Source organism: Chrysanthemum yellows phytoplasma (assembly GCF_000803325.1).
Classification (GTDB): Bacteria; Bacillota_I; Bacilli_A; order Acholeplasmatales; family Acholeplasmataceae; genus Phytoplasma; species Phytoplasma asteris.
The window spans coordinates 1-20,030 of record NZ_JSWH01000090.1 but is presented as its reverse complement, the minus strand read 5'-3'; the positions used below and the strand labels follow the sequence as shown (position 1 = coordinate 20,030).

At 30.6% G+C, this 20,030-nt stretch carries 18 protein-coding genes; all 18 read left to right on the top strand.

The window, feature by feature from the left end; all coding sequences use genetic code 11:
• A partial coding sequence (locus OL66_RS03975) for an NAD+ synthetase (RefSeq protein WP_034172211.1) occupies nt 1-1,712 on the top strand: 1,712 nt, incomplete at its 5' end.
• 95 nt (nt 1,713-1,807) lie between these two features.
• Nucleotides 1,808-2,971, top strand: a complete 1,164-nt coding sequence (mnmA, locus tag OL66_RS01675) for a tRNA 2-thiouridine(34) synthase MnmA (RefSeq protein WP_274518117.1) — start codon at nt 1,808-1,810, stop codon at nt 2,969-2,971.
• Between the two features lie 67 nt (nt 2,972-3,038).
• The gene (locus tag OL66_RS01670; RefSeq protein ID WP_034172208.1) at nt 3,039-5,276 is read left to right on the top strand and encodes a RelA/SpoT family protein; all 2,238 of its coding nucleotides are present in this window, start codon (nt 3,039-3,041) and stop codon (nt 5,274-5,276) included.
• Between the two features lie 304 nt (nt 5,277-5,580).
• Entirely contained in the window at nt 5,581-6,849 is a 1,269-nt protein-coding gene (gene hisS, locus OL66_RS01660) for a histidine--tRNA ligase (RefSeq protein ID WP_034172206.1), read from the top strand.
• Nucleotides 6,850-6,852: 3 nt separating this feature from the next.
• Nucleotides 6,853-8,613, top strand: coding sequence for an aspartate--tRNA ligase (aspS, locus tag OL66_RS01655; RefSeq protein WP_034172205.1), 1,761 nt, complete (start codon nt 6,853-6,855; stop codon nt 8,611-8,613).
• 9 nt (nt 8,614-8,622) lie between these two features.
• Nucleotides 8,623-9,933, top strand: a complete 1,311-nt coding sequence (gene tilS / locus OL66_RS01650; RefSeq protein WP_034172204.1) for a tRNA lysidine(34) synthetase TilS — start codon at nt 8,623-8,625, stop codon at nt 9,931-9,933.
• A gap of 121 nt (nt 9,934-10,054) precedes the next feature.
• A complete protein-coding gene (gene ftsH, locus OL66_RS01645) occupies nt 10,055-12,079 on the top strand; it encodes an ATP-dependent zinc metalloprotease FtsH (protein ID WP_034172203.1) in 2,025 nt (674 codons plus the stop codon).
• Nucleotides 12,080-12,314: 235 nt separating this feature from the next.
• Nucleotides 12,315-13,226, top strand: coding sequence for an RluA family pseudouridine synthase (locus OL66_RS01640; protein WP_011160506.1), 912 nt, complete (start codon nt 12,315-12,317; stop codon nt 13,224-13,226).
• A 201-nt stretch (nt 13,227-13,427) separates the two neighbouring features.
• On the top strand, nt 13,428-14,039 hold the full coding sequence (locus tag OL66_RS01635) for an ATP-binding cassette domain-containing protein (RefSeq protein ID WP_238568788.1): 612 nt from the start codon (nt 13,428-13,430) through the stop codon (nt 14,037-14,039).
• A gap of 82 nt (nt 14,040-14,121) precedes the next feature.
• Complete coding sequence (locus OL66_RS04280; RefSeq protein WP_238568787.1) at nt 14,122-14,754, top strand: MetQ/NlpA family ABC transporter substrate-binding protein; 633 nt, start codon at nt 14,122-14,124, stop codon at nt 14,752-14,754.
• Between the two features lie 48 nt (nt 14,755-14,802).
• Complete coding sequence (locus OL66_RS04275) at nt 14,803-15,165, top strand: hypothetical protein (protein ID WP_238568786.1); 363 nt, start codon at nt 14,803-14,805, stop codon at nt 15,163-15,165.
• 12 nt (nt 15,166-15,177) lie between these two features.
• Nucleotides 15,178-15,879 (top strand): ABC transporter permease subunit, encoded by a 702-nt coding sequence (locus OL66_RS01625; protein ID WP_034172202.1) that lies wholly within the window; start codon nt 15,178-15,180, stop codon nt 15,877-15,879.
• Between the two features lie 120 nt (nt 15,880-15,999).
• Complete coding sequence (locus tag OL66_RS01620; RefSeq protein WP_034172210.1) at nt 16,000-16,323, top strand: cyclic-di-AMP receptor; 324 nt, start codon at nt 16,000-16,002, stop codon at nt 16,321-16,323.
• Nucleotides 16,324-16,398: 75 nt separating this feature from the next.
• Complete coding sequence (gene rpsO, locus OL66_RS01615) at nt 16,399-16,623, top strand: 30S ribosomal protein S15 (protein WP_034172201.1); 225 nt, start codon at nt 16,399-16,401, stop codon at nt 16,621-16,623.
• Nucleotides 16,624-16,784: 161 nt separating this feature from the next.
• Nucleotides 16,785-17,327 carry a DJ-1/PfpI family protein gene (locus OL66_RS01610; RefSeq protein WP_034172200.1) on the top strand — a complete coding sequence of 181 codons (543 nt, stop codon included), beginning with the start codon at nt 16,785-16,787 and terminating at the stop codon, nt 17,325-17,327.
• 351 nt (nt 17,328-17,678) lie between these two features.
• A complete protein-coding gene (gene rplM / locus OL66_RS01605; protein WP_011160513.1) occupies nt 17,679-18,137 on the top strand; it encodes a 50S ribosomal protein L13 in 459 nt (152 codons plus the stop codon).
• 4 nt (nt 18,138-18,141) lie between these two features.
• Nucleotides 18,142-18,534 (top strand): 30S ribosomal protein S9, encoded by a 393-nt coding sequence (gene rpsI, locus OL66_RS01600; RefSeq protein ID WP_011160514.1) that lies wholly within the window; start codon nt 18,142-18,144, stop codon nt 18,532-18,534.
• A 100-nt stretch (nt 18,535-18,634) separates the two neighbouring features.
• Nucleotides 18,635-19,984, top strand: coding sequence for a glutamate--tRNA ligase (gltX, locus tag OL66_RS01595; protein WP_034172199.1), 1,350 nt, complete (start codon nt 18,635-18,637; stop codon nt 19,982-19,984).
• Nucleotides 19,985-20,030: the final 46 nt, after the last annotated feature.

Here is a 20,030-nt window from a genome sequence, read left to right as displayed (position 1 = left end):
ATCTGAGCAATATTTTAGGTATGCCTCTTGCTTTGCATGAAGTTTTATTTAATGTAGCAGTTATCATTCAAAAAGATAAAATATTAGGAATAACCCCTAAAAAAACTATTCCCAATTATAAAGAATTTAGCGAAAAAAGATGGTTTCAATCAGGCAAAACCTGCGAATCCCAATACATCCAAATTTTGGGTCAAACAGTTCCTTTTGGAGATGTTTTATTTATTAATTCCCAATTTGATCTTATTTTTGGAGTAGAAATTTGTCAAGATTTATGGACTGTCTTTTCTCCTGGTGATCTACTTTCCTTAAACGGCGCTCATTTAATTTTTAATCCTTCTGCCTCAACCGATCACATAGGCAAACTTGATTTAAGAAAAAATGCCGTTCTTGATCATTCGCGCAAACAAATTGGAGGCTATTTTTACACTAGTAGCGGAATTACTGAATCTACTGTTGATAATTTATTTTCTAATCACAAAATGGCTGCTTTGTTAGGCGAAATGGTCGCCGAAAAAGATTTATTTAATCAAGATGTAAGTTTAGTAGTTGATGTTTGTGTTGATTTAATTAAATTTCAAAGAAGAATTGATACTACTTATGGTGACCAAAGAATAGGAAAACAACATCCTTTTTTAAAAGCTTATTTTGAACTCCAAGAAACGCCCCATTATCAATTTGAAAAACCAATTAATCAAACGCCTTTTATTCCTCAATCAAATGTTGCTTCGCATTTAAAATTGGCAAATGAAATCCAAGTATTAGCACTTAAAACTAAACTTAGCAATTTAAACGCCAAAATAATTGTAGAAATTACTGAAAATATTAATGATTTGTTAACTTTGGTAGTTGCTTTTCAAAGCTTTTCCTTGTTGCAAAAACCGTTAGAAGATTTCATTGTAATCCTAAATCCACTTCTTTTTTCCAACCAAACTCATTATCAACTCCTCAAAGATTTTTTACAAACCAAAGGAGTTTGCCACATTTGTGAAAGTAGTTTTTTAAAGAAAAAAGATTTGTTAGCCTTTTTGGGACTTGACAAAACTGATGCCACCACTAACACAACTAATCTAACTGATGCCACAAATGACACAAGCGCAACAAATGAAATAAATGAAGCAAACGAAACAGCTACTTTATTCAACGATATTAACAACATTTCTACTTTGTCAAACGAACTTGCTTCTTGTTCCAAAGACCTAGATCAAGTTTTTTTAAAGGAATTAGCTTCCCAAACACAAAAGTTTTTGTTGTTAGAAAATAATAATTTTTCGGATATGGCTTTAGGAAAAAACAATCCTCGTAGTCATTACGACCACATTTATAATGTCAATGCTGGCGTTCCTAATGTTTTAGTCAAAGAATTATTACTTTATCATTTAGAAAAAAACTATTTACAAATTGCACCTGCCTTAAAAAAATTATATCAAAAATTAGTGCAAGAAAACATCAATCAAAAACTAATTATGGAAGATTTTATTCTTTGTTGCCACATTAAAAAAGGCTTTACCAAAACCAAAATTGCTTGGTTGTTGCAAATTGCCTTTGATTTGAGTCCAGAAAAAAGCAATCAATTAGTTGTTTCATATCTGAAAACTTTTTATCAAAATCAATTTAAAAGACAAAATATGGCACCAGGTCCTAAAGTTTTAGAAAATAGTCTTTCGCCCAGAAACGAATTTTTGCTTCCTATTTATCTACAAAGACAAGAATAAAAAGCAATAAATCAAAGTTCTAAAAATATAAAATCTCAAAACATCAATAAATATCATCAAAATAACAAATCAAAACACACACACACACATAACAAATTAAAAACAAAGAAAAGGAGCAAAAAATGACAAAAGTTGTTGTTGGTTTATCAGGCGGAGTTGATAGTGCCGTTGCTGCTTTTCTTTTAAAAAAACAAGGTTATTTGGTAGAAGCAGTTTTTATGCGTAATTGGGATAGCAATCTTAATTTTGATATCCAAGGTAATCCCACTTTAAATGACATATGCTCGCAAGAACTAGATTATAAAGATTCCTTAAAAGTGTCTGAACAACTAGGAATTAAGTTGCATCGTGTTGATTTTATTGAAGAATATTGGCAAAAAGTCTTTATGTCTTTTATCAAAGCCTTTGAAAATAATCTTACTCCGAATCCTGATATTTTGTGTAATAATGAAATTAAATTTAGAGCTTTTATTGAGTATGCAACAACAAAACTTGCCCCTCAATATATTGCTATGGGACATTATGCTAACATTATATATGAAACTTCTTCAGACCAAAAATTAGTTCCACGACTTGCTTGTGCTGTTGACCAAAACAAAGATCAAACTTATTTTTTATCACAACTAACAACTAAACAATTACAAAATATTTTGTTTCCTTTGGGCAATCTCACAAAACAAGAAGTACGCCAAATTGCTTTAGAAAATAATTTAATTAATGCCACTAAAAAAGATTCCACAGGGATTTGTTTTATTGGTGAAAGAAATTTTTTTCAATTTTTAAGCAACTATTTACCCGCTCAAAAAGGTGATATTAAAACTTTGGATGGGACTTTTTTAGCACATCATAAAGGAGTAATGTATTATACCATAGGGCAACGTAAAAATTTAGGTTTGGGTGATGTTCCCAGCCAAAAACCTTGGTTTGTCGTTGGCAAACACCTTCCAACTAACACTTTATACGTAGAACAAGGTAGCACACATCCTTATTTATACAGCGACAAAGCCTTAATTGGTGATATTGTTTGGCGCGGCAAAAAAACCAATTTTCACCTACAAGCCAAAATGCGCTACCGCCAACCCAATCAAGACGTTATTTTAACTTGGCTAGACCAAAACAACTTAGAAATTCATTATCCTCAAACAATTAAAGCAGTAACTCCAGGGCAAATATGTGCTTTTTATGATAAAAATATTTGTTGTGGGGCAGGCGTTATTAAAGAAGTTTATTTTCAAGGCACAAAAAGACTATACACTTAATTTATTTTTTGATTTCTTTTATTTTCTTTGCGTTTTTTTGCAAATCCTTAAAAAAGAAGGTGATAAGATGATTTTAGATTCCGATTTAACTTTAGAAAAAGATAAATTATATCAAGATTTAATGGCTGTGATTTCCAAAAATATTCAAGATGCCACCATTTTGCAAAAAATTACTCAAGCCTATCTTTTTGCCAAAGAAAAACATCACGGGCAAACACGTTTTACAGGAGAACCCTATATTATTCATCCTTGTGCAGTGACTAAAATTTTGGCACAATTAAACAGCGAACCCAATACTTTAATGGCAGGATTACTCCACGATGTTTTGGAAGACACTAATGCTACTATGCAAGATTTAACTTCTTTGTTTGGCGAAGACGTGGCTTATTTAGTTTATCGGGCAACTAAACTTACCAAAATTGCTTTTCACAAAAATCAAGGACATGCCGATAATCAACAAAAAATGTTTTTAGCAATGGCAAAAGATATTAGAGTTGTTATTGTAAAGATTGCTGACCGCTTGCACAATATGCAAACTTTAAATTCGATGCCTTCAGAAAAACAATTACGTATTGCCAAAGAAACCTTAGAAATTCACGCTCCTTTAACACATCGTTTAGGGCTTTTTGAAATTAAATCACAATTAGAAGATTTGTCTCTAAGATATGCTTTTCCTCAAGAATACTATCGTGTTTCTAATTTAATTTGGTTAAAAAAACAACAACGTGAAGAATCAATTACCAAAATTATCACCAATATTAAATCTCTTTTAGACAGCCACCAACTCAAAAATTACACTATTAAAGGGCGTGTCAAAAATATTTATAGTATTTATAAAAAAATTGTTAAAAGAAAAGTTAGTTTTGAAGAAATCTTTGACCTTTTAGCTATTCGAATTATTGTGCCTACTGTGGATTTGTGTTATCAATGTTTAGGGATTATTCACGGTCATTTTTCGCCACTTCCCCTAAGATTTAAAGACTATATTGCAGTTCCTAAACCTAATCTTTATCAATCTTTGCATACAACTGTTTTAACTAAGGATGGCTCTTTGTTTGAAATGCAAATAAGAACTCAAGAAATGGATGAAATTGCTGAAAAAGGAATTGCTGCTCACTGGGCTTATAAAGAAAATAAAACTTATTCCCAAGAAGCTAAACAACTAGAACTTGCCAAAAAATTAAGATGGTATCAAGAATTAGTTAAAATTACTATGGATGCCAAAAATCATCCCGAAGAAACACCCAAAGAATTTGTAGATTCTATTAAAAATGATATTTTAAGTGATAATGTCTATGTTTTTACTCCTACTCAAGAAGTATTTGAGCTTCCCAAAGGTTCTACCCCCATTGATTTTGCCTTTCGTATTCATTCCGCAGTAGGAAGCAAAATGACAGCAGCCATCATTAACGGGCAAATTGTACCAATTGATTATCAACTCAAAAATGGTGATATTATTTCGATTAAAACCAATAAAAATATTTTATCAGTTAATAAAGACTGGTTGCGCATGGTAAAAACAACACATGCCAAAAGAAAAATTAAAGGTTTTTTAAAAAAAGATATCAAAGAAAATAAAACTGAATATTTAGCAGAGATTCAAAAAGGAAAAGATATTATTGAAAAAGAATTAACTGCCAATAAAATTGAACTTTCCTTGATTGATAATAATTTTGTCCAAAAACATTTTGAGCGTTACAATATTCAAACTCTTAATGATTTTTATTATGAAATTGCTAAAAAACAATTAAATCCTAAGTCAGTAATTAATAAATTGCTTGTTTTAGCCAAAGAAACTTTAAGTCAAAATATTTTGCAAAAACAAATGGCAAAATCGCATAAAAAACTCAAACATCAAAGTGAGACAGGCGTTATTATTGAAGGTCTTAGAAATCCTAAATTAAAATTGGCAAGTTGTTGCACCCCTGTTTATAACGACGAAATCCTAGGATTTGTCACTAAAGGAAGAGGTATTATTGTGCATCGCAAGGAATGTAATAATTTAGCTCAATGTGATGAAAAAAGATTAATTACTGCTTCATGGCAACAAGACCCTACTATTGCTAAATATCCTGCTTGGATTAGTATTATTGCTTCTACCAAAGATACTTTAGTGCAACAAATTATTAATAAAATTAACAGTTTTAATGTAAGTATTTTAGAATTTAATGTTATTAATAAACAAAAATTAGAAACTATTATTAAGATTAGGATTTTAATAGCTAATACTAAAGAATTAAATAATCTAATTACTAATTTATATAAAATTTCGCAAATTTATCAAATTCAAAGAGTCAATAATTAAATAATTTATTATTTATAATGCAGACAATTATTTATTCCCCATTTATTTTATTTTACTCCATATATTAATGATGCCTTATTAAAATTATTTTGTTTATTGTGTGTTTGTGTGTATTTTTTAAATCATTTTCATGTATTTTTTAAAGTTTTATTAGCACCAAAAATTAAAAAATATAAAATCTCCAACAACAAAAACCCAAAAAGCTTTATCAAAACTTTTATCCCAAAACAACAAAAAAATAACAAAAAAATAATCATCACAAAATTAAAACCCAACCCAACCCCAAAAGCAAAGGAGCCCAAAGATGTTTTCTAAAATTAAAGGTACTTATGATTTGATGTCAGATAAAATGGTTTGTTGGCAAAAAGTAGAAAATCACATTCGCACTTTGTTTGCCAAGTATCATTTGCAAGAAATAAGAACCCCTATAATTGAATATCGTGGTGTTTTTGATAGAGCAGCTCAACATTCAGAAATGGTTTCCAAAGAAACTTATACTTTTGCAGATAAAAAAGGACGTTTTATTACTTTGCGTCCCGAAGGAACTGCTGGTGTTATTCGTAGTTATGTGGAAAATAAATTAGATAAAACCTCACAATTACACAAGTTTTTTTATTATGGACCTTGTTTTCGCTATGAAAGACCTCAAAAAGGACGCTATCGTCAATTTCATCAAGTAGGAGTAGAAATTTTAGGACAATCAAGCCCTTTTTTAGATGTAGAAGTAATTGCTCTTGCCTATGAAACCCTCAAATCATTAGGGATTTGTGATATTACTGTGAAGATTAATTCTTTGGGATGTAAAACTACATACAATAATTATTTACAAGTTTTTAAAAACTATTTACAAACACACTATCAACAATTATGTTCTTTATGTCAAGAAAGATTTGAAAAAAATATTTTGCGTATTTGGGATTGTAAAAATTGTCACAACGAACCTTTTTTAAAGCAAGCGCCACGCATTTTTGACCATCTTGTTGAGGACGACAAAGTTCGTTTTTTACAAGTTTTAGAAGGGCTTAAACAAATGAATGTTAATTTTGAATTGTGTCATGATTTAGTCCGTGGACTTGATTATTATACTCATAGCGTTTTTGAAATTGTTTATAATAACGAACAAGGACATCAAGCAGTTTTAGGTGGGGGTGGTTGTTATGATAATTTAGTTACTTTATTTGGAGGAAACCCTTCGCCTGGTATTGGTTTTGCCTTAGGCATGGAACGTTTAATGTCGATTTTAGCCACTCATTCTTTTTGCAATAAAAATATCTTACCTTCTTTGGATGCCTTTATATTAGTTAGTGTGCCGCAATTTTTTTATCAAGGACTTGCACTTGCAACAACTCTCCGCCATCAAGGTTTTTCCGCCGATCTTAATTATCAGTTTTTATCTTTTTCCAAAAGTCTCAAACAAGCCTTAAAACAACAACCCCTTTATCTTTTAATTCTGGGACCAAAAGAATTTGACAACAATCAAATTACAATCAAAAATACTGACACCCAACAGCAAACCACCATATTGCAAAAAGATGTTGTTTCTTATTTTCAAAACAACAAGGAGTTAAATTAATTCATGAAAACTAAATATAGCCATTATAACAATCAATTACAACTTGCCCATCAAGGAAAAACAGTTTTTCTAAAAGGTTTTATTTTTCGTAAACGCAACTTAGGAAAAACTCTTTTTTTTGACTTACGTGATGTTTCTGGTATAGTTCAATTATTAGTTAAAGAAAATAATCCACAATACGACAAAATAGCTTTAATTAAATTAGAAACAGTCGTGCAAATTAAAGGTCAAGTAATTGAAAGAATCAATAAAAATCCTGATTTGCCAACTGGTGATATTGAAATTTTAGTATCTCATATTGAAATTTTAAGTGAGGCTCAAACCTTACCTTTAAATGTGTTTCAAAGTCAAGAAAGTTTAGAAGAAACCAGACTTAAATATCGTTATTTGGATTTAAGAAATCCTGAAGTTAAACATTTTTTGATTCAAAGACACCACATTACCCAAAGTATTCGTCAAACTCTTTTGAAAAATGATTTTTTAGAACTAGAAACTCCCATTTTATCTAAATCAACTCCTGAAGGAGCAAGAGATTATTTAGTGCCTTCCAGAATTTATCCAGGTAATTTTTATGCCCTTCCTCAATCTCCCCAACTTTTTAAACAATTATACATGATTGCAGGATTTGAAAGGTATTTTCAAGTAGCACGTTGTTTCCGCGATGAGGACCTCAGATCTGATAGACAACCTGAATTTAGTCAAATCGATATTGAAACATCTTTTTTAAATCAAGATGAAATTATGTCCTTAACAGAAGAAATTATAGTAGATTTATTTGCCAATATTTGGAAAAAACCACTTTCTCAACCCTTTTTAAGATTAACTTATCAACAAGCCTTTGAACTTTATGGTTCTGATAAACCAGATTTAAGAAATCCCCTTAAAATCACCGATTTTACTACTTTTTTTGATACTACCACTTGCCCCCAAAATATGTTTTCAGGCAACATTAAAGGCTTTAAAGTTTCTAAAACAGCAGTTTTGACACGCCGAAAACTAGATGAGTATCAATTGTTTTTTAGTAAACATTTTAACTTGAAATTGTTTTCTTTTGTTAAAAAAAATGATAAAATTATAGGTGGAATATCTCAATTTATTAAAGATGATTCTTTTTTAAAAAATGAAGAAATTTGTTTTGTCGTTTCTGGCACAAAAGACATTATGCACAAAGCTTTAGGTATTTTTCGCACCAAACTAGCCCTTGATTTATCTTTGGTTGATACAACTCAAGAAGCGTTATTATGGATTGTTGATTTTCCTTTGTTTGAAACTACTCAAGAAGACCTGCCCCAACCAGATCTTACTTTGGAAAACTCAAATACTTCCAACCGTCTTTATTCTTTGCATCATCCTTTTACTGCTCCTTGTGATATTGCTATTTTGAAAAGCAATCCTCAAAAAGCTCTTGCCAAAACCTATGATTTAGTTTGGAACGGCTACGAAGTGGGTGGTGGTTCGTTAAGAATTAACAATCCCCAAACGCAAGAATTAATTTTTAGTCTTTTAGGATTTTCACAAGAAGAAGTGCAAACTCGTTTTGGTTTTTTAGTCGAAGCCCTTAAATACGGCACCCCACCTCATGGAGGACTTGCCCTAGGCCTTGATCGTCTTGTGATGTTGTTTACCAAAACCAACAATATCAAAGATGTTATTGCTTTTCCTAAAACCCAAAGTGCCAAAGATTTGATGTTAGAAGCTCCCAGCGCAGTTGACCAAGAACAACTCAACACCCTAAAACTCAAATTCAAATGCAATTGTAATTAAGGATGTTTCATGAAAACTATCAAACTTGCTTGTAGTCTAGATGCCAATCAAACTTATATTATAGCTGTAAGTGGCGGCGTTGATTCAATGGCTTTACTTCATTGTTTGGTTGCACAAAAAATAAAACTGCAAGTTGTGCATTTCAACCATTTAGCGCGCCCTAATGCTTGGAAAGATAAAGAATTAGTCCAAAGTTATTGCCTGCAAAACTCCCTTTGTTTCCATTATTTTGAACTTAACTGCCCCCAAAAAAACTTTCAAGCCCAAGCACGTTTATTAAGACAACAAAAATTAATGCAAATAGCTACAAAGCACCAAACTCCTTTTATTTTAACAGCCCATCATTTAGATGATTTGGCAGAAACTATTTTACAAAAAATAACTAGAAGCAGCACTTTGCTAGGTTATAGTGGCATGCAGATCCAAACTTCTTGGCAAGATTTCATTTTTTTGAAACCTTTTTTATACGTTCCCAAAGCCAAAATCATAAGTTATGCTGCTTTTTACCAAATCCCTTTTTTGGAAGATTACACCAATCAAAACTTCACTTATCAAAGAAACCAAATCAGGCACCAAGTTATTCCTTACTTAAAAACCCAAACTAGTTTTTTGCAAAATATCCCAAAATACCAACAAACTCTTTTGCAAGCCTATAATTTTATTCGCAAACAAACTCTTTTATTTCTTACAAAACACACAAATCATAGTTGTAACCCACCAAACTCTTTTGCGCTTGCACCTTTTTTAAACCTTGATTTAGTTATTCAAAAAGATATCATTTTATTATTATTAGAACAACAAAATATTACTAAAAGTTTTATTTTTATCCAAAATATCATCAAAGGCATTAACAATCCTTATAAGCCTAATTTATCTTGGCATCTTAATTTTGAGTGGCATTTAATTAAAGATTACAAGCACATTACATTAATGAGTCCTGCACCACCACTTTCCTTTGCTTTGTCAAAACCTTTGTTGTGTGTTTCTACATGTAATCTTTGTCTTGCTTGCATTTCTCCTTCGTTACAATCCCTCAATTATAATCCTCAAAAAGTTAGTTTTCCTTTAAAAGTGCGTTTGCGCCAACCAAAAGACACATTAAAATTTAGTTTTGGCACTAAAAAATTGAAAAAATTTTTAATTGAAAAAAAAGTGCCCCTTACTCAAAGAAATAATTTATGGTTAGTAGTAGACAATCTAGACAATATTTTATTTATTCCTCACTTATATATCAACCTAACTTTAGGAAACCAATCGAAGATTTATTTAGCTTTTAAAAACTTTTTTACTTCTTCAAATTGTTTTTCTCAAACAAATTAAAAATGAGAATCCAAAAAAATAAATGCAGAAATTACATCCATCCCAAATTAAACTCCAAACATTAAAATATTTGATTTCAATGTTTAACTCAAAGATAATTTCTTGCAAGAAAGGTTAATTTATGTCATTTTTTGATAAAATTTTTAAAAAATTCCATATGGGCGTCCTTTATTTTGCTGTAATTTTAATAGTTGCCACTTTTATTTATTGTTATTTTACTAAGAATGCAAAAAAAGATAACAATACATTTGATGAACTTGCAAAAGATAACAAAATTGAAAAAATTATTTATGAACCTCACTATTTTAATTCATATTTTTGTAATGTTGTAGTTACTACTACAGACGGCAAAGTAATTGATTTTTTTAATATTCCTTGTGAAAAAGTATTTGACCAAAAACCAAAAGGCAAATACAAATATAAAATTGATTCTGTAGATCCTAGACCTTGGAATGGTTATGAACCTGTTGTTTGGGTATTTAGACAATGTTTAACAATGTTAATTTTTTACTGTTTTTTTCTCTTTTTTGCCGATACTATAAAACAAATGGGACAAGAAATTTTGGCATCAGCCCCTGGTAAAAAAGGTTCTAAAAGTCGCAAAGTTATTATCAATCAAAAAAGATTTACTTTTTCAGATGTAGCAGGAGCTGATGAAGAAAAAGAAGAAATGTCAGAATTGATTGACTTTTTAAAAAACCCGCGCAAATACGCTGCTATGGGAGCAAGAATTCCTAAAGGAGTTTTGTTGTATGGACCTCCAGGTACAGGAAAAACCTTACTTGCCAAAGCAGTTGCAGGTGAGGCAGGCGTTCCTTTTTTTGCTGCTTCGGGTTCTGATTTTGATGAAGTTTATGTAGGTGTTGGTGCTTCACGTGTCAGAGATCTTTTTAAAGAAGCTCAACTGGCAGCTCCTTGTATCGTTTTTATCGATGAAATTGAGGCAGTTGCTAGAAAAAGAGGCTCCAATATTGGTGGGAGTAACGGTTCTGAACAAACCTTAAACCAACTTTTAGTAGAGATGGACGGCTTTAACCAAAAAATGGTTGTTATTGTTATTGCAGCTACTAACCTCCCCGAAGCTCTTGACTCAGCTATTTTGCGTCCTGGACGTTTTGACCGTCACTTTAATATTACTTTACCAAATGTTAAAGACCGTGAAGCTATCTTAAAATTACATGCAAGTAATAAAAAACTTTCAGAAGAAATTAGTTTAGAAGAATTAGCTAAACAAACCCCAGGTTTTAGTGGTGCTCAATTAGAAGGCACCTTAAACGAAGCTGCTTTATTAGCTGCTAGAAGAAATGCTACTTTTATCAATAAAAAAGATATCAGCGAAGCTTTAGACCGTATTTTAATTGGACCTGCTAAAAAATCTAAAAAATACAATGACAAAGAAAAACGTATGGTAGCTTATCACGAAGCAGGACATGCTGTTATTGGAATTAAAATTCCTTTTGCCCAAATAGTGCAAAAAATCACCATTATTCCCCGCGGAAACGCAGGCGGATACAACTTAATGCTTCCTCAAGAAGAAACTTTCTTTTCTTCCAAAAAAACCCTATTAGCCCAAATTACTTCCTTTCTGGGCGGACGTGTTGCCGAAGAATTAATGTTTGACGACGTTTCTAACGGCGCTTACAACGATTTTAAACACGCTACGCAAATAGCTAAACTGATGGTAACTAAATACGGCATGAGTGATTTAGGACCAGTGCAATATTCAGGAAATACTTTCCAAAATGATTTTTCTGATCCTAAAGGTTTAGAAATTGACCAACAAATTCAAAAAATTATTGCTAATTGTTATCAACAAGCCAAACAAATTATTCAAGAAAACCAAGATTTGCTTGACACAATCGCTAAATATTTACTTGAAATTGAAACTCTTAATAAAAGAGATATTGATGAAATTGTAGCTACAGGAAAAATTGCTTGGTGGGAAAAAGAAAAAGAAGAAGCCAACAACCCAACCCAACCAACTTCTCAAATGCCTTCCAACAACGAAACAACTAGCACTGATACAACTCCTTTAAATGATGAATTGAAAACAACAACCAATTTAGACAACCAAGAATCAAACGAATCAAATCCAAACAATAAGGAAACAACTTCTCCAGAAGTTGTGTCAACAGATTCCGAATAAACCCAAAACCAATCTATTTTTTCATTTCTAAAAATAGTTTTTTGCAAAAACCAAAAATATCTTTACAATTAACACCAATTTTAAGCTTGCTTAGAGTTGGTGTTCGTTATGATAATTTAAATTTATCACCAATGCTTTTTCTTGATTTTTTAACCTTTTTATTATTTTTTCTTTATTTTTGAAACCCAATTCTTTTACTACATTTTTTTAACTTTTAGAAAACAAGGCCTTTTACATGAATGAAAAAAAAGAGTTTCTTATTTCTGCCAGTGAGGCATTTCAACGTTTAGATCATTTTTTATTGACTCACATTAATTTAAATAAAAGTCAATGTCAAAAATTAATTTTGGCACAACAAGTTTTGGTCAACTCTAAACCTGCGAAAAAAAGTTATTTGCTCAAAGCCCAAGACCTAATTACAGTTATTATCCCTCAAACTCAAGAATCTGTTAATTTACAAACTCCTCAAAATCTTAATTTAGACATCATTTACGAAGACCCCTATTTAGCAGTTATTAATAAACCTGCCAATTTGGTAGCACACCCTTCTTTAAGTTTTCAAGAAACAACCTTAGTTAATGGCTTGTTGTACCAATTTGCAACTTTAAGTCATGTAGATACCCAAAGACCTGGTATCGTGCATAGACTTGACAAAAATACTACTGGTTTATTAATTATTGCCAAAAATAATGATGTAAGCGACAAACTACAAATTGCGTTCCAACAAAGAAAAATTACCAAAATCTATTGGGCTTTAATTGAAGGTTTTTTAGAAGATAAAGGCACTATCAAACTGCCTATTGGAAGAAATCCTCATAATCGATTAAAAATGCAAGTTATTCCAGACGGTAAAACTGCTGTTACTCATTTTAAAACTTTGCAACGTTTTTCTCACTTTTCTTTGATGGAATTTAATTTGGAAACAGGAAGAACTCATCAACTAAGAGCACATTTTTCCTTCCTCAAACGTCCTATTATAGGAGATCTACTTTATGGTTCATCACACCATATTACTCCTTTAGGTCAATTTTTGCATGCCAAAATGTTAAAATTCAACCACCCTATCACCAATCAAAATCTTATTTTAGAAGCACCCTTACCTGCTAATTTTGAAAAGCTTTTACAATCTCTTAACAACTCCAATTAATGCTTTAAACTTTTTTATCTTTACTTTATCATTTGTGTTTTAAACTTTTTATTTTTTTCACCCACTTTCCAATTTTACAATCATTTAAATTAAAAAAACAATAAACAAGGAATTATTTATGATTAAAATTAATAATCTTTCGAAAACTTTTTTCCTTAAAAAAAAAAACTTCCAGTTTTACAAAACATTTCACTTGCAGTTTTGAAAGGCGAAATCTTTGGGTTAGTAGGAACTTCGGGTTCTGGCAAAACTACTTTATTAAAAATTATGAATGGATTTATGTTGCCTGATAAAAATGCTAATTCTTCCATGCAAAAAGCTTTTAGTCATCTAGAAAGTGCTATGATTTTTCAAAATTTTAATCTTTTGAGTAATTTAAATGTTTTTGAAAATGTGGCTCTTCCTTTAGAAATAAGAAGCACTCCCGAAGAACAAATTACTACTAAAGTAAATAAAATGCTAGATTTTGTAGGACTTCGCCAATTTGCAACTGCCTATCCTAAAACGCTTTCGGGCGGACAAAAACAACGTGTAGCCATTGCACGTGCCTTAGTTTACGAGCCTAAAATTATTTTTTGTGACGAGCCTACTTTTGCCCTGGATGAAATGACAAGTCAAGAGATTTTGAAGTTATTGCAAACAACCAATCAAAAACTAAAAACTACCATTGTTTTGGTTTCTCATAATGTTGCAGTAATTAAAAGTTTGTGCCATCGTGTAGCTATTTTGGAGCAAGGAAAATTATCTAAAATTGCTACCCTTAATCCTTCTTGTAAATTTGAAGCTACTTCTTATCAAAACATTTTTATCTAAATTTTATCCTTTTTTATCATACAAATGTTTTTGTCCAACAAAATATTAATAAATAAAATTACTTAGAAAAGAGACACATTACATGTTTAAACTATCTTCTTTATCTTCCAAAACTAAAAAAAATCTATTATTTGCCTTATTAACTATTTCTCTTTTGTGTAATTTGCTTTTGGGTTATTTTCTTTGGGATGCTAAAAAATCTTTAGCTCATACCCCTTCCAACCAAAAAAACCATAAATTAACAGTAGCAACTGCTCTGCCAACTATTAAATATTTTTTAGAAGAATATGCCAAAGACCGTTTAAAAGAATACAATATTGATTTAGATGTTCAATATATAAGTTCTAGATTTAAACAAACCAATGAATTACTTTTAAACAAAAAAGTTGATGCTAAATTAGACGCTCATGTACATGATTTAAATATTTTTAATAAAGAAAATCCAAATATTCCAGATCAAGATAAATTAACGTTTAGCCAAGTAGTTTATTTAGCTAAATTTGGGCTTTTTGCTAAACCTAATACTTTTAATAATTTAGAAGGAATTAAAAAAAACAATCATCCTAACAACCTTAAAATTTTGATGCCACAAGACAATTTTCAACGTTCTTTAGCTTTGCGCGTGTTGCAAGAATTAAAAATTATTGAAGAAATAAACCCAGAACGCACTCTTAGCACTGAAGAACAATTTAATTTAAAAACTACAGATTTTTAACCTACTAATTTATATCCTGACATAGAATACACTACTGAATCGGATTTAATGACAATTACATCTAGATTTCTTGCTCCTAATGATTTTGATTTATGTCTTAATTATCCTACTCTTATGGGATTGGGAATAAATAATTTTATATCACTAGGAATAATGCAAAAACCCACTAATTTAGATGATATTATTTATTCTTATACCATTTCTTTAGTGACTACTAACAATAATAAAAATAACTGGAAAATTAAAATTTTACAAGATATTTTAAAAGAAGAAGAAGCTATTGCATATATGAAAAAAAGCCAATTTGCAACCAATTTTTATATGATTCCAAGAGAAGAAGTTAAAGAAATAAGTAAAAACATTAAAGATAAATATTTAGGCAAAACAGGCGCTGCTCCTGCTTCTAATTAATGGAAAAACTCAATGGAAAATAATATTTTTATTCGTTTGTGGAATGTTTTAGCTAAAAATCAATTGGTATGGAATGGTTTTAAAGAAACTCTTAAAATTACTTTAATAGGTTGTTTTATTGCTTTTTTTCTAGGGCTTATTTTAGGAGTTTTATTATATTTATTCAAAATACAAAAACATTATAAAAGATATTGGATTTTAAATAGTTTGATGAATTTTTTCATTTCTACTCCTTTTTTAATCTTAATTGTTTTATTACTAAAATTAATTTTAATCCCTTATTTTCGCATGGGTTATGGCTTTGGTACTGCCCTTTTTTTCTTAGTCTTAGCTATTGCTCCTCTTTTTGCTCGTCATTGTGAACAAGCTTTTTTAACTACTAATCCAGAATTATACCAAACATCATTTAGTCTTGGAGCAACTAAATTTCAATTTGTGACTAAATTTTTGTTAACAGAAACCCGTTCTGATATCATTTTAAAACTAGCTTCTCTTTTTATCACTTCCCTTGCTTATTCTTCTGTTTTGCAAATTGTAGGGCATCAAGGTATTGCAGCAGTGGCAATTGATAATGGCTATAACGGACATTATGATTTTGAACCCTTTTTTACTCGCTTTGATTTAATTATAGTATCTGTTTTGCTTACCTTTATTTTAACTCAAACAGTTTATTTTTTAGGAAATCGCATTGCTTTTGCCCTTGATAAACGCTAATTACATCCATTTTTTACCAAATTTTTTCCTCTCACCAACTTTTTTATCATTTTTTTCCACAATTTAGTCTTTTTTTTCATCAAATAAAGTAAAATAAGGTATAATACTCTTGTGGATAATATGAAATTAATTATAGCTATCGTTTCTAGTCGCGATGCTAACAAAGTACAACAATCTTTAATAGAAAATAGTTTTTTTACAACTAGATTAGCTACTAAGGGAGGTTTTTTAAAAGAAGCTAATGCAACTTTTATTTTAGGAGTCAAAGAAGAACAAGTACCCAAAGCTTTAGAAATTATAAAAGCCCATTCTCATAAAAAAACTCAAATGATTCCAAAAAATATCATCAATGAGTTTAGTGCTTATAATTCTTTTCCTACCGAAGTTTCTGTGGGCGGAGCAACGATTTTTGTTCTTGATGTGGACCAGTTTTTAAAAGTTTAACATTAATTAATAATTTTATCAAACCTAAAACCTATCAAATTCAACCAAATTTAAATTAAAAAAAGGAGTTTTTACGTGGCATTAACCAAAGAACAAAAACAAGAAATCATTAAACAAAATTCACGTTTTGCAAAAGACACAGGTTCATCTGAAGTTCAAATTGCTATTTTATCAGCAGAAATCAAACAATTAAGTGAACATTTAAAACAACACCCTCATGATTTTCACTCTAAAAGAGGTTTGTTTATGAAAAACAGCAAAAGACGTAATTTAGTAAAATATTTAGCAAACCAAAATTAATAATTCAAATATCACAGCTTTTGTGGTATTTTTTTATTTTTATTTTCCTTGCATTTAATTTACTCAAACCAACCCCACCCCCCAAAAATTACTTACACGCACGCACGCACTCACTCAACTAAACGCATAACAAAGTTAAAAAGGAGACAACAAGGAACAATATGAAAGGTTTATTAGTTTTATATGACGGATTTGAGGATTGTGAGGCTTTAGTCACAAGAGCTTTATTAAATCGCGTAGCCCTTCCTTTAACAACTGCAACTCTAAATCCCCAATTAGAAGTTATGTCTTCTAGCGGGCTTTGTGTAAAAGCAGATGCCAATTTAGCTACTATTAATCCTTTAGAATACGATTTTTTAGTTATTCCTGGAGGACCTTACGTAGCGCAAATTATTGAAAAAGAAACTTTTTTATTAAAATTAATTCAAAAATTTGTTGATGCTAATAAAGTTATTGGAGCTATTTGTGCCGCTCCCATGTTTCTAGGCAAACTAGATTTATTAAAAAATCACACTTTTACTTGCTTTCCTTCTTGTAATCATTTTATTGAAGGTACTTATTTGCCAGACCAAAAAGCTGTTATTAGTGATAAATTTGTAACTTCGCGTTCTCCTATAACCGTCTTTGACTTTGTTTTTGCTTTAGTAGAAGTGCTGAAAGGCAAAGCTTTTGCTTTTGCTTTTAAAAATTCCCTTAATGTTTAGTAAATGTTTAGTAAATTTGGGACTTTTTATTTGTATATAAAAAATATCAAAATTATCTGATAACCATCCAACCATTATCCTCTTTTTTTCAATTTTTTTACACAATTTATGCATTATTTTTTAAAAAAAGTTGACAAAATGATTTTTTTACTTGACTTAATGACATTATTTTAGTAAAATATTAAGAGAATATTGAAAATAAAAATTAATATTTCATAATAATTAAGACTATTTCATATCTAAATTACAAAAGATTTCATAACTCTTTTGTTTTTGTCGCTTTCAAACAAAACACAAATACACACATAAAATTAATCACTATTTTTTCATTAATAATAAGGAGAAAATTCCATGACAGAACAATTGCAACCAAAAAACAATCAAAAAACTTTAATGGCTAATAAAACAACAGTGAAACCTAAATGGCACCTAGTAGATGCTAAGGGCAAAACCCTAGGCAGATTAGCTACCAAAGTGGCTTCCATTTTAAAAGGAAAACACAAAACACATTACACGCCACACGTAGACAATGGCGATTATGTTATTGTTGTAAATGCTGCCTATATTCATTTAACTGGCAAAAAATGGCAACAAAAAACTTACTACAAACATTCAGGTTATCCAGGTGGTTTAACTAAAGTTGTAGCTTCAGAAATGATGCGTAAATTTCCTACAAGAATGGTTGAAAAAGCAATTTTAGGAATGGTTCCTCATACTAAATTAGGTTCACAAATTGGTAAAAAATTATTTGTTTATGCCGAACAAAACCACAATCACCAAGCGCAACAACCAGAAAGTTTAGAGGTTTAATTAGATGAAAAAAGTAAATTATTTTGGTACTGGTCGTCGTAAAAGTGCTGTGGCAAGAGTTATTTTAACTAATGGTACTGGCAAAATTACAATCAATACTAGAGATTTTGAAAAATATTTACCATTACCTGCAACACGACTAGAAATGATTCAACCTTTAGAATTAACTGAAAAAAGAGAAGCTTTTGATGTAAGTGTTAATGTAAACGGCGGAGGGCTTTCAGCTCAAGCAGGCGCTATTCGTTTAGGAATTGCACGCGCTTTAATTGAAAGTGTTCCCGAATTAAGAGCCATTTTAAAAAAAGCTGGTTTATTAACTCGCGATGCTCGTTGTGTTGAACGCAAAAAATACGGTTTAAAAAAAGCTCGTCGAGCACCACAATTTTCCAAACGTTAATCCAAAAAAAGAACTTTGTCAAAAAGTTCCTTTTTTTTAAATTTTCCACCAACACCTCCCCTATCGATTTTAAATTAAAAGGAAAACACTTACTGTAACTATGAAAAAAATTAAAGTTCGTTATGCTCCAAGCCCTACTGGTTTTTTGCATATAGGAAATGCCCGCACTGCTTTATTCAATTATTTGTTTGCCAAAAAAAATCAAGGAGAGTTTATCATCCGCATCGAAGACACCGATTTTTCACGCAATGTTGAAGGCGGCGAGGCTTCTCAATTAAAAAATTTACGTTGGTTAGGAATTGATTGGAGCGAAGGGCCCGATATCCAAGGACCTTTTGGACCTTATCGCCAATCAGAAAGACTTGCCATTTACCAAAAATACGCCCAAAAACTACTTGATCAAGATCTCGCTTACAAAGAATTTCAAGAAGGACACACCACTTTTGCCATAAGATTTCGCGTTCCTACCAATCAAACTTTTGCCTTTGATGATTTAATTAGAGGCAAACTTACTTTTCAAAGTCAAGAAATCGAAGACTTTATTATCCTCAAATCAAACGGCTATCCTTCTTATAATTTTGCAGTTGTCATTGACGATCACTTAATGCAGATTTCTCATATTTTTCGAGGAGAAGAACACATCACTAACACTCCTAAACAAATTATGATTTATCAAGCTTTCCAATGGCATCTTCCTCAATTTGCTCACATGACTTTAATTCTTAACGAAAACAAAAAAAAATTAAGCAAAAGAGATGCTAATATTATGCAATTTATTGAACAATATGAAAAATTAGGATACTTGCCACAAGCATTATTTAATTTCTTATCTTTGTTAGGATTTAGTCCTTTAAGCCAAACCGAAATATTAAGTCCCCAAGAATTAATTAATTTATTTGATGTGGCACGCCTCAATAAAGCTCCTGCTATGTTTGATAAAACTAAACTAGATTATTTGAATAATCAACATTTAAGAAAGTTGCTTCCAGAAGTAATTGCATCATTTATTTTGCAAAAAAAATATTTAGCTCTTACAACCGCTCCTACAAATTACAAAGAGTGGATGACTAAATTTGTGGCTTTGTTTCAAGATAGAATGCATTATATGCAACAAATCACAGATTTTTATCAACTTTTTTTTCAATCCACACCTTTTTTATCGCAAGAAGCTACACATTTTTTACAAACTAATCCCCAAACAACCCTTATTTTAAAAACTTTTTATAATGTTTTTGATGTTATTGTATTTGAAAAAGATGTTATTGCTAATTCCATTAAACAAGTTACTAACCAAAATGATTTTGCTAAAAAAACACTTTTTATGGCTTTGCGTATCGGAACTACTTGCAAAATGCATGGTCCCAGTATCGCCCTTTTATTAGAATTGTTAGGAAAAAAACAAGTACTTAAAAATCTATCTTATGTTTTAGAACAAGCCCAAAAATTTTAATTAATTCCATTTGAAAAATAATATTTATATATATTGCTCAGATCGG

Bases quoted from the DNA above. Each gene is read 5' to 3' on its own strand.
- OL66_RS01670 (WP_034172208.1), top strand. From the start codon at position 3,039: ATGATTTTAGATTCCGATTTAACTTTAGAAAAAGATAAATTATATCAA.
- hisS (WP_034172206.1), top strand. From the start codon at position 5,581: ATGTTTTCTAAAATTAAAGGTACTTATGATTTGATGTCAGATAAAATG.
- aspS (WP_034172205.1), top strand. From the start codon at position 6,853: ATGAAAACTAAATATAGCCATTATAACAATCAATTACAACTTGCCCAT.
- tilS (WP_034172204.1), top strand. From the start codon at position 8,623: ATGAAAACTATCAAACTTGCTTGTAGTCTAGATGCCAATCAAACTTAT.
- ftsH (WP_034172203.1), top strand. From the start codon at position 10,055: ATGTCATTTTTTGATAAAATTTTTAAAAAATTCCATATGGGCGTCCTT.
- OL66_RS01640 (WP_011160506.1), top strand. From the start codon at position 12,315: ATGAATGAAAAAAAAGAGTTTCTTATTTCTGCCAGTGAGGCATTTCAA.
- OL66_RS04280 (WP_238568787.1), top strand. From the start codon at position 14,122: ATGTTTAAACTATCTTCTTTATCTTCCAAAACTAAAAAAAATCTATTA.
- OL66_RS04275 (WP_238568786.1), top strand. From the start codon at position 14,803: ATGACAATTACATCTAGATTTCTTGCTCCTAATGATTTTGATTTATGT.
- OL66_RS01625 (WP_034172202.1), top strand. From the start codon at position 15,178: ATGGAAAATAATATTTTTATTCGTTTGTGGAATGTTTTAGCTAAAAAT.
- OL66_RS01620 (WP_034172210.1), top strand. From the start codon at position 16,000: ATGAAATTAATTATAGCTATCGTTTCTAGTCGCGATGCTAACAAAGTA.
- OL66_RS01610 (WP_034172200.1), top strand. From the start codon at position 16,785: ATGAAAGGTTTATTAGTTTTATATGACGGATTTGAGGATTGTGAGGCT.
- rplM (WP_011160513.1), top strand. From the start codon at position 17,679: ATGACAGAACAATTGCAACCAAAAAACAATCAAAAAACTTTAATGGCT.
- rpsI (WP_011160514.1), top strand. From the start codon at position 18,142: ATGAAAAAAGTAAATTATTTTGGTACTGGTCGTCGTAAAAGTGCTGTG.
- gltX (WP_034172199.1), top strand. From the start codon at position 18,635: ATGAAAAAAATTAAAGTTCGTTATGCTCCAAGCCCTACTGGTTTTTTG.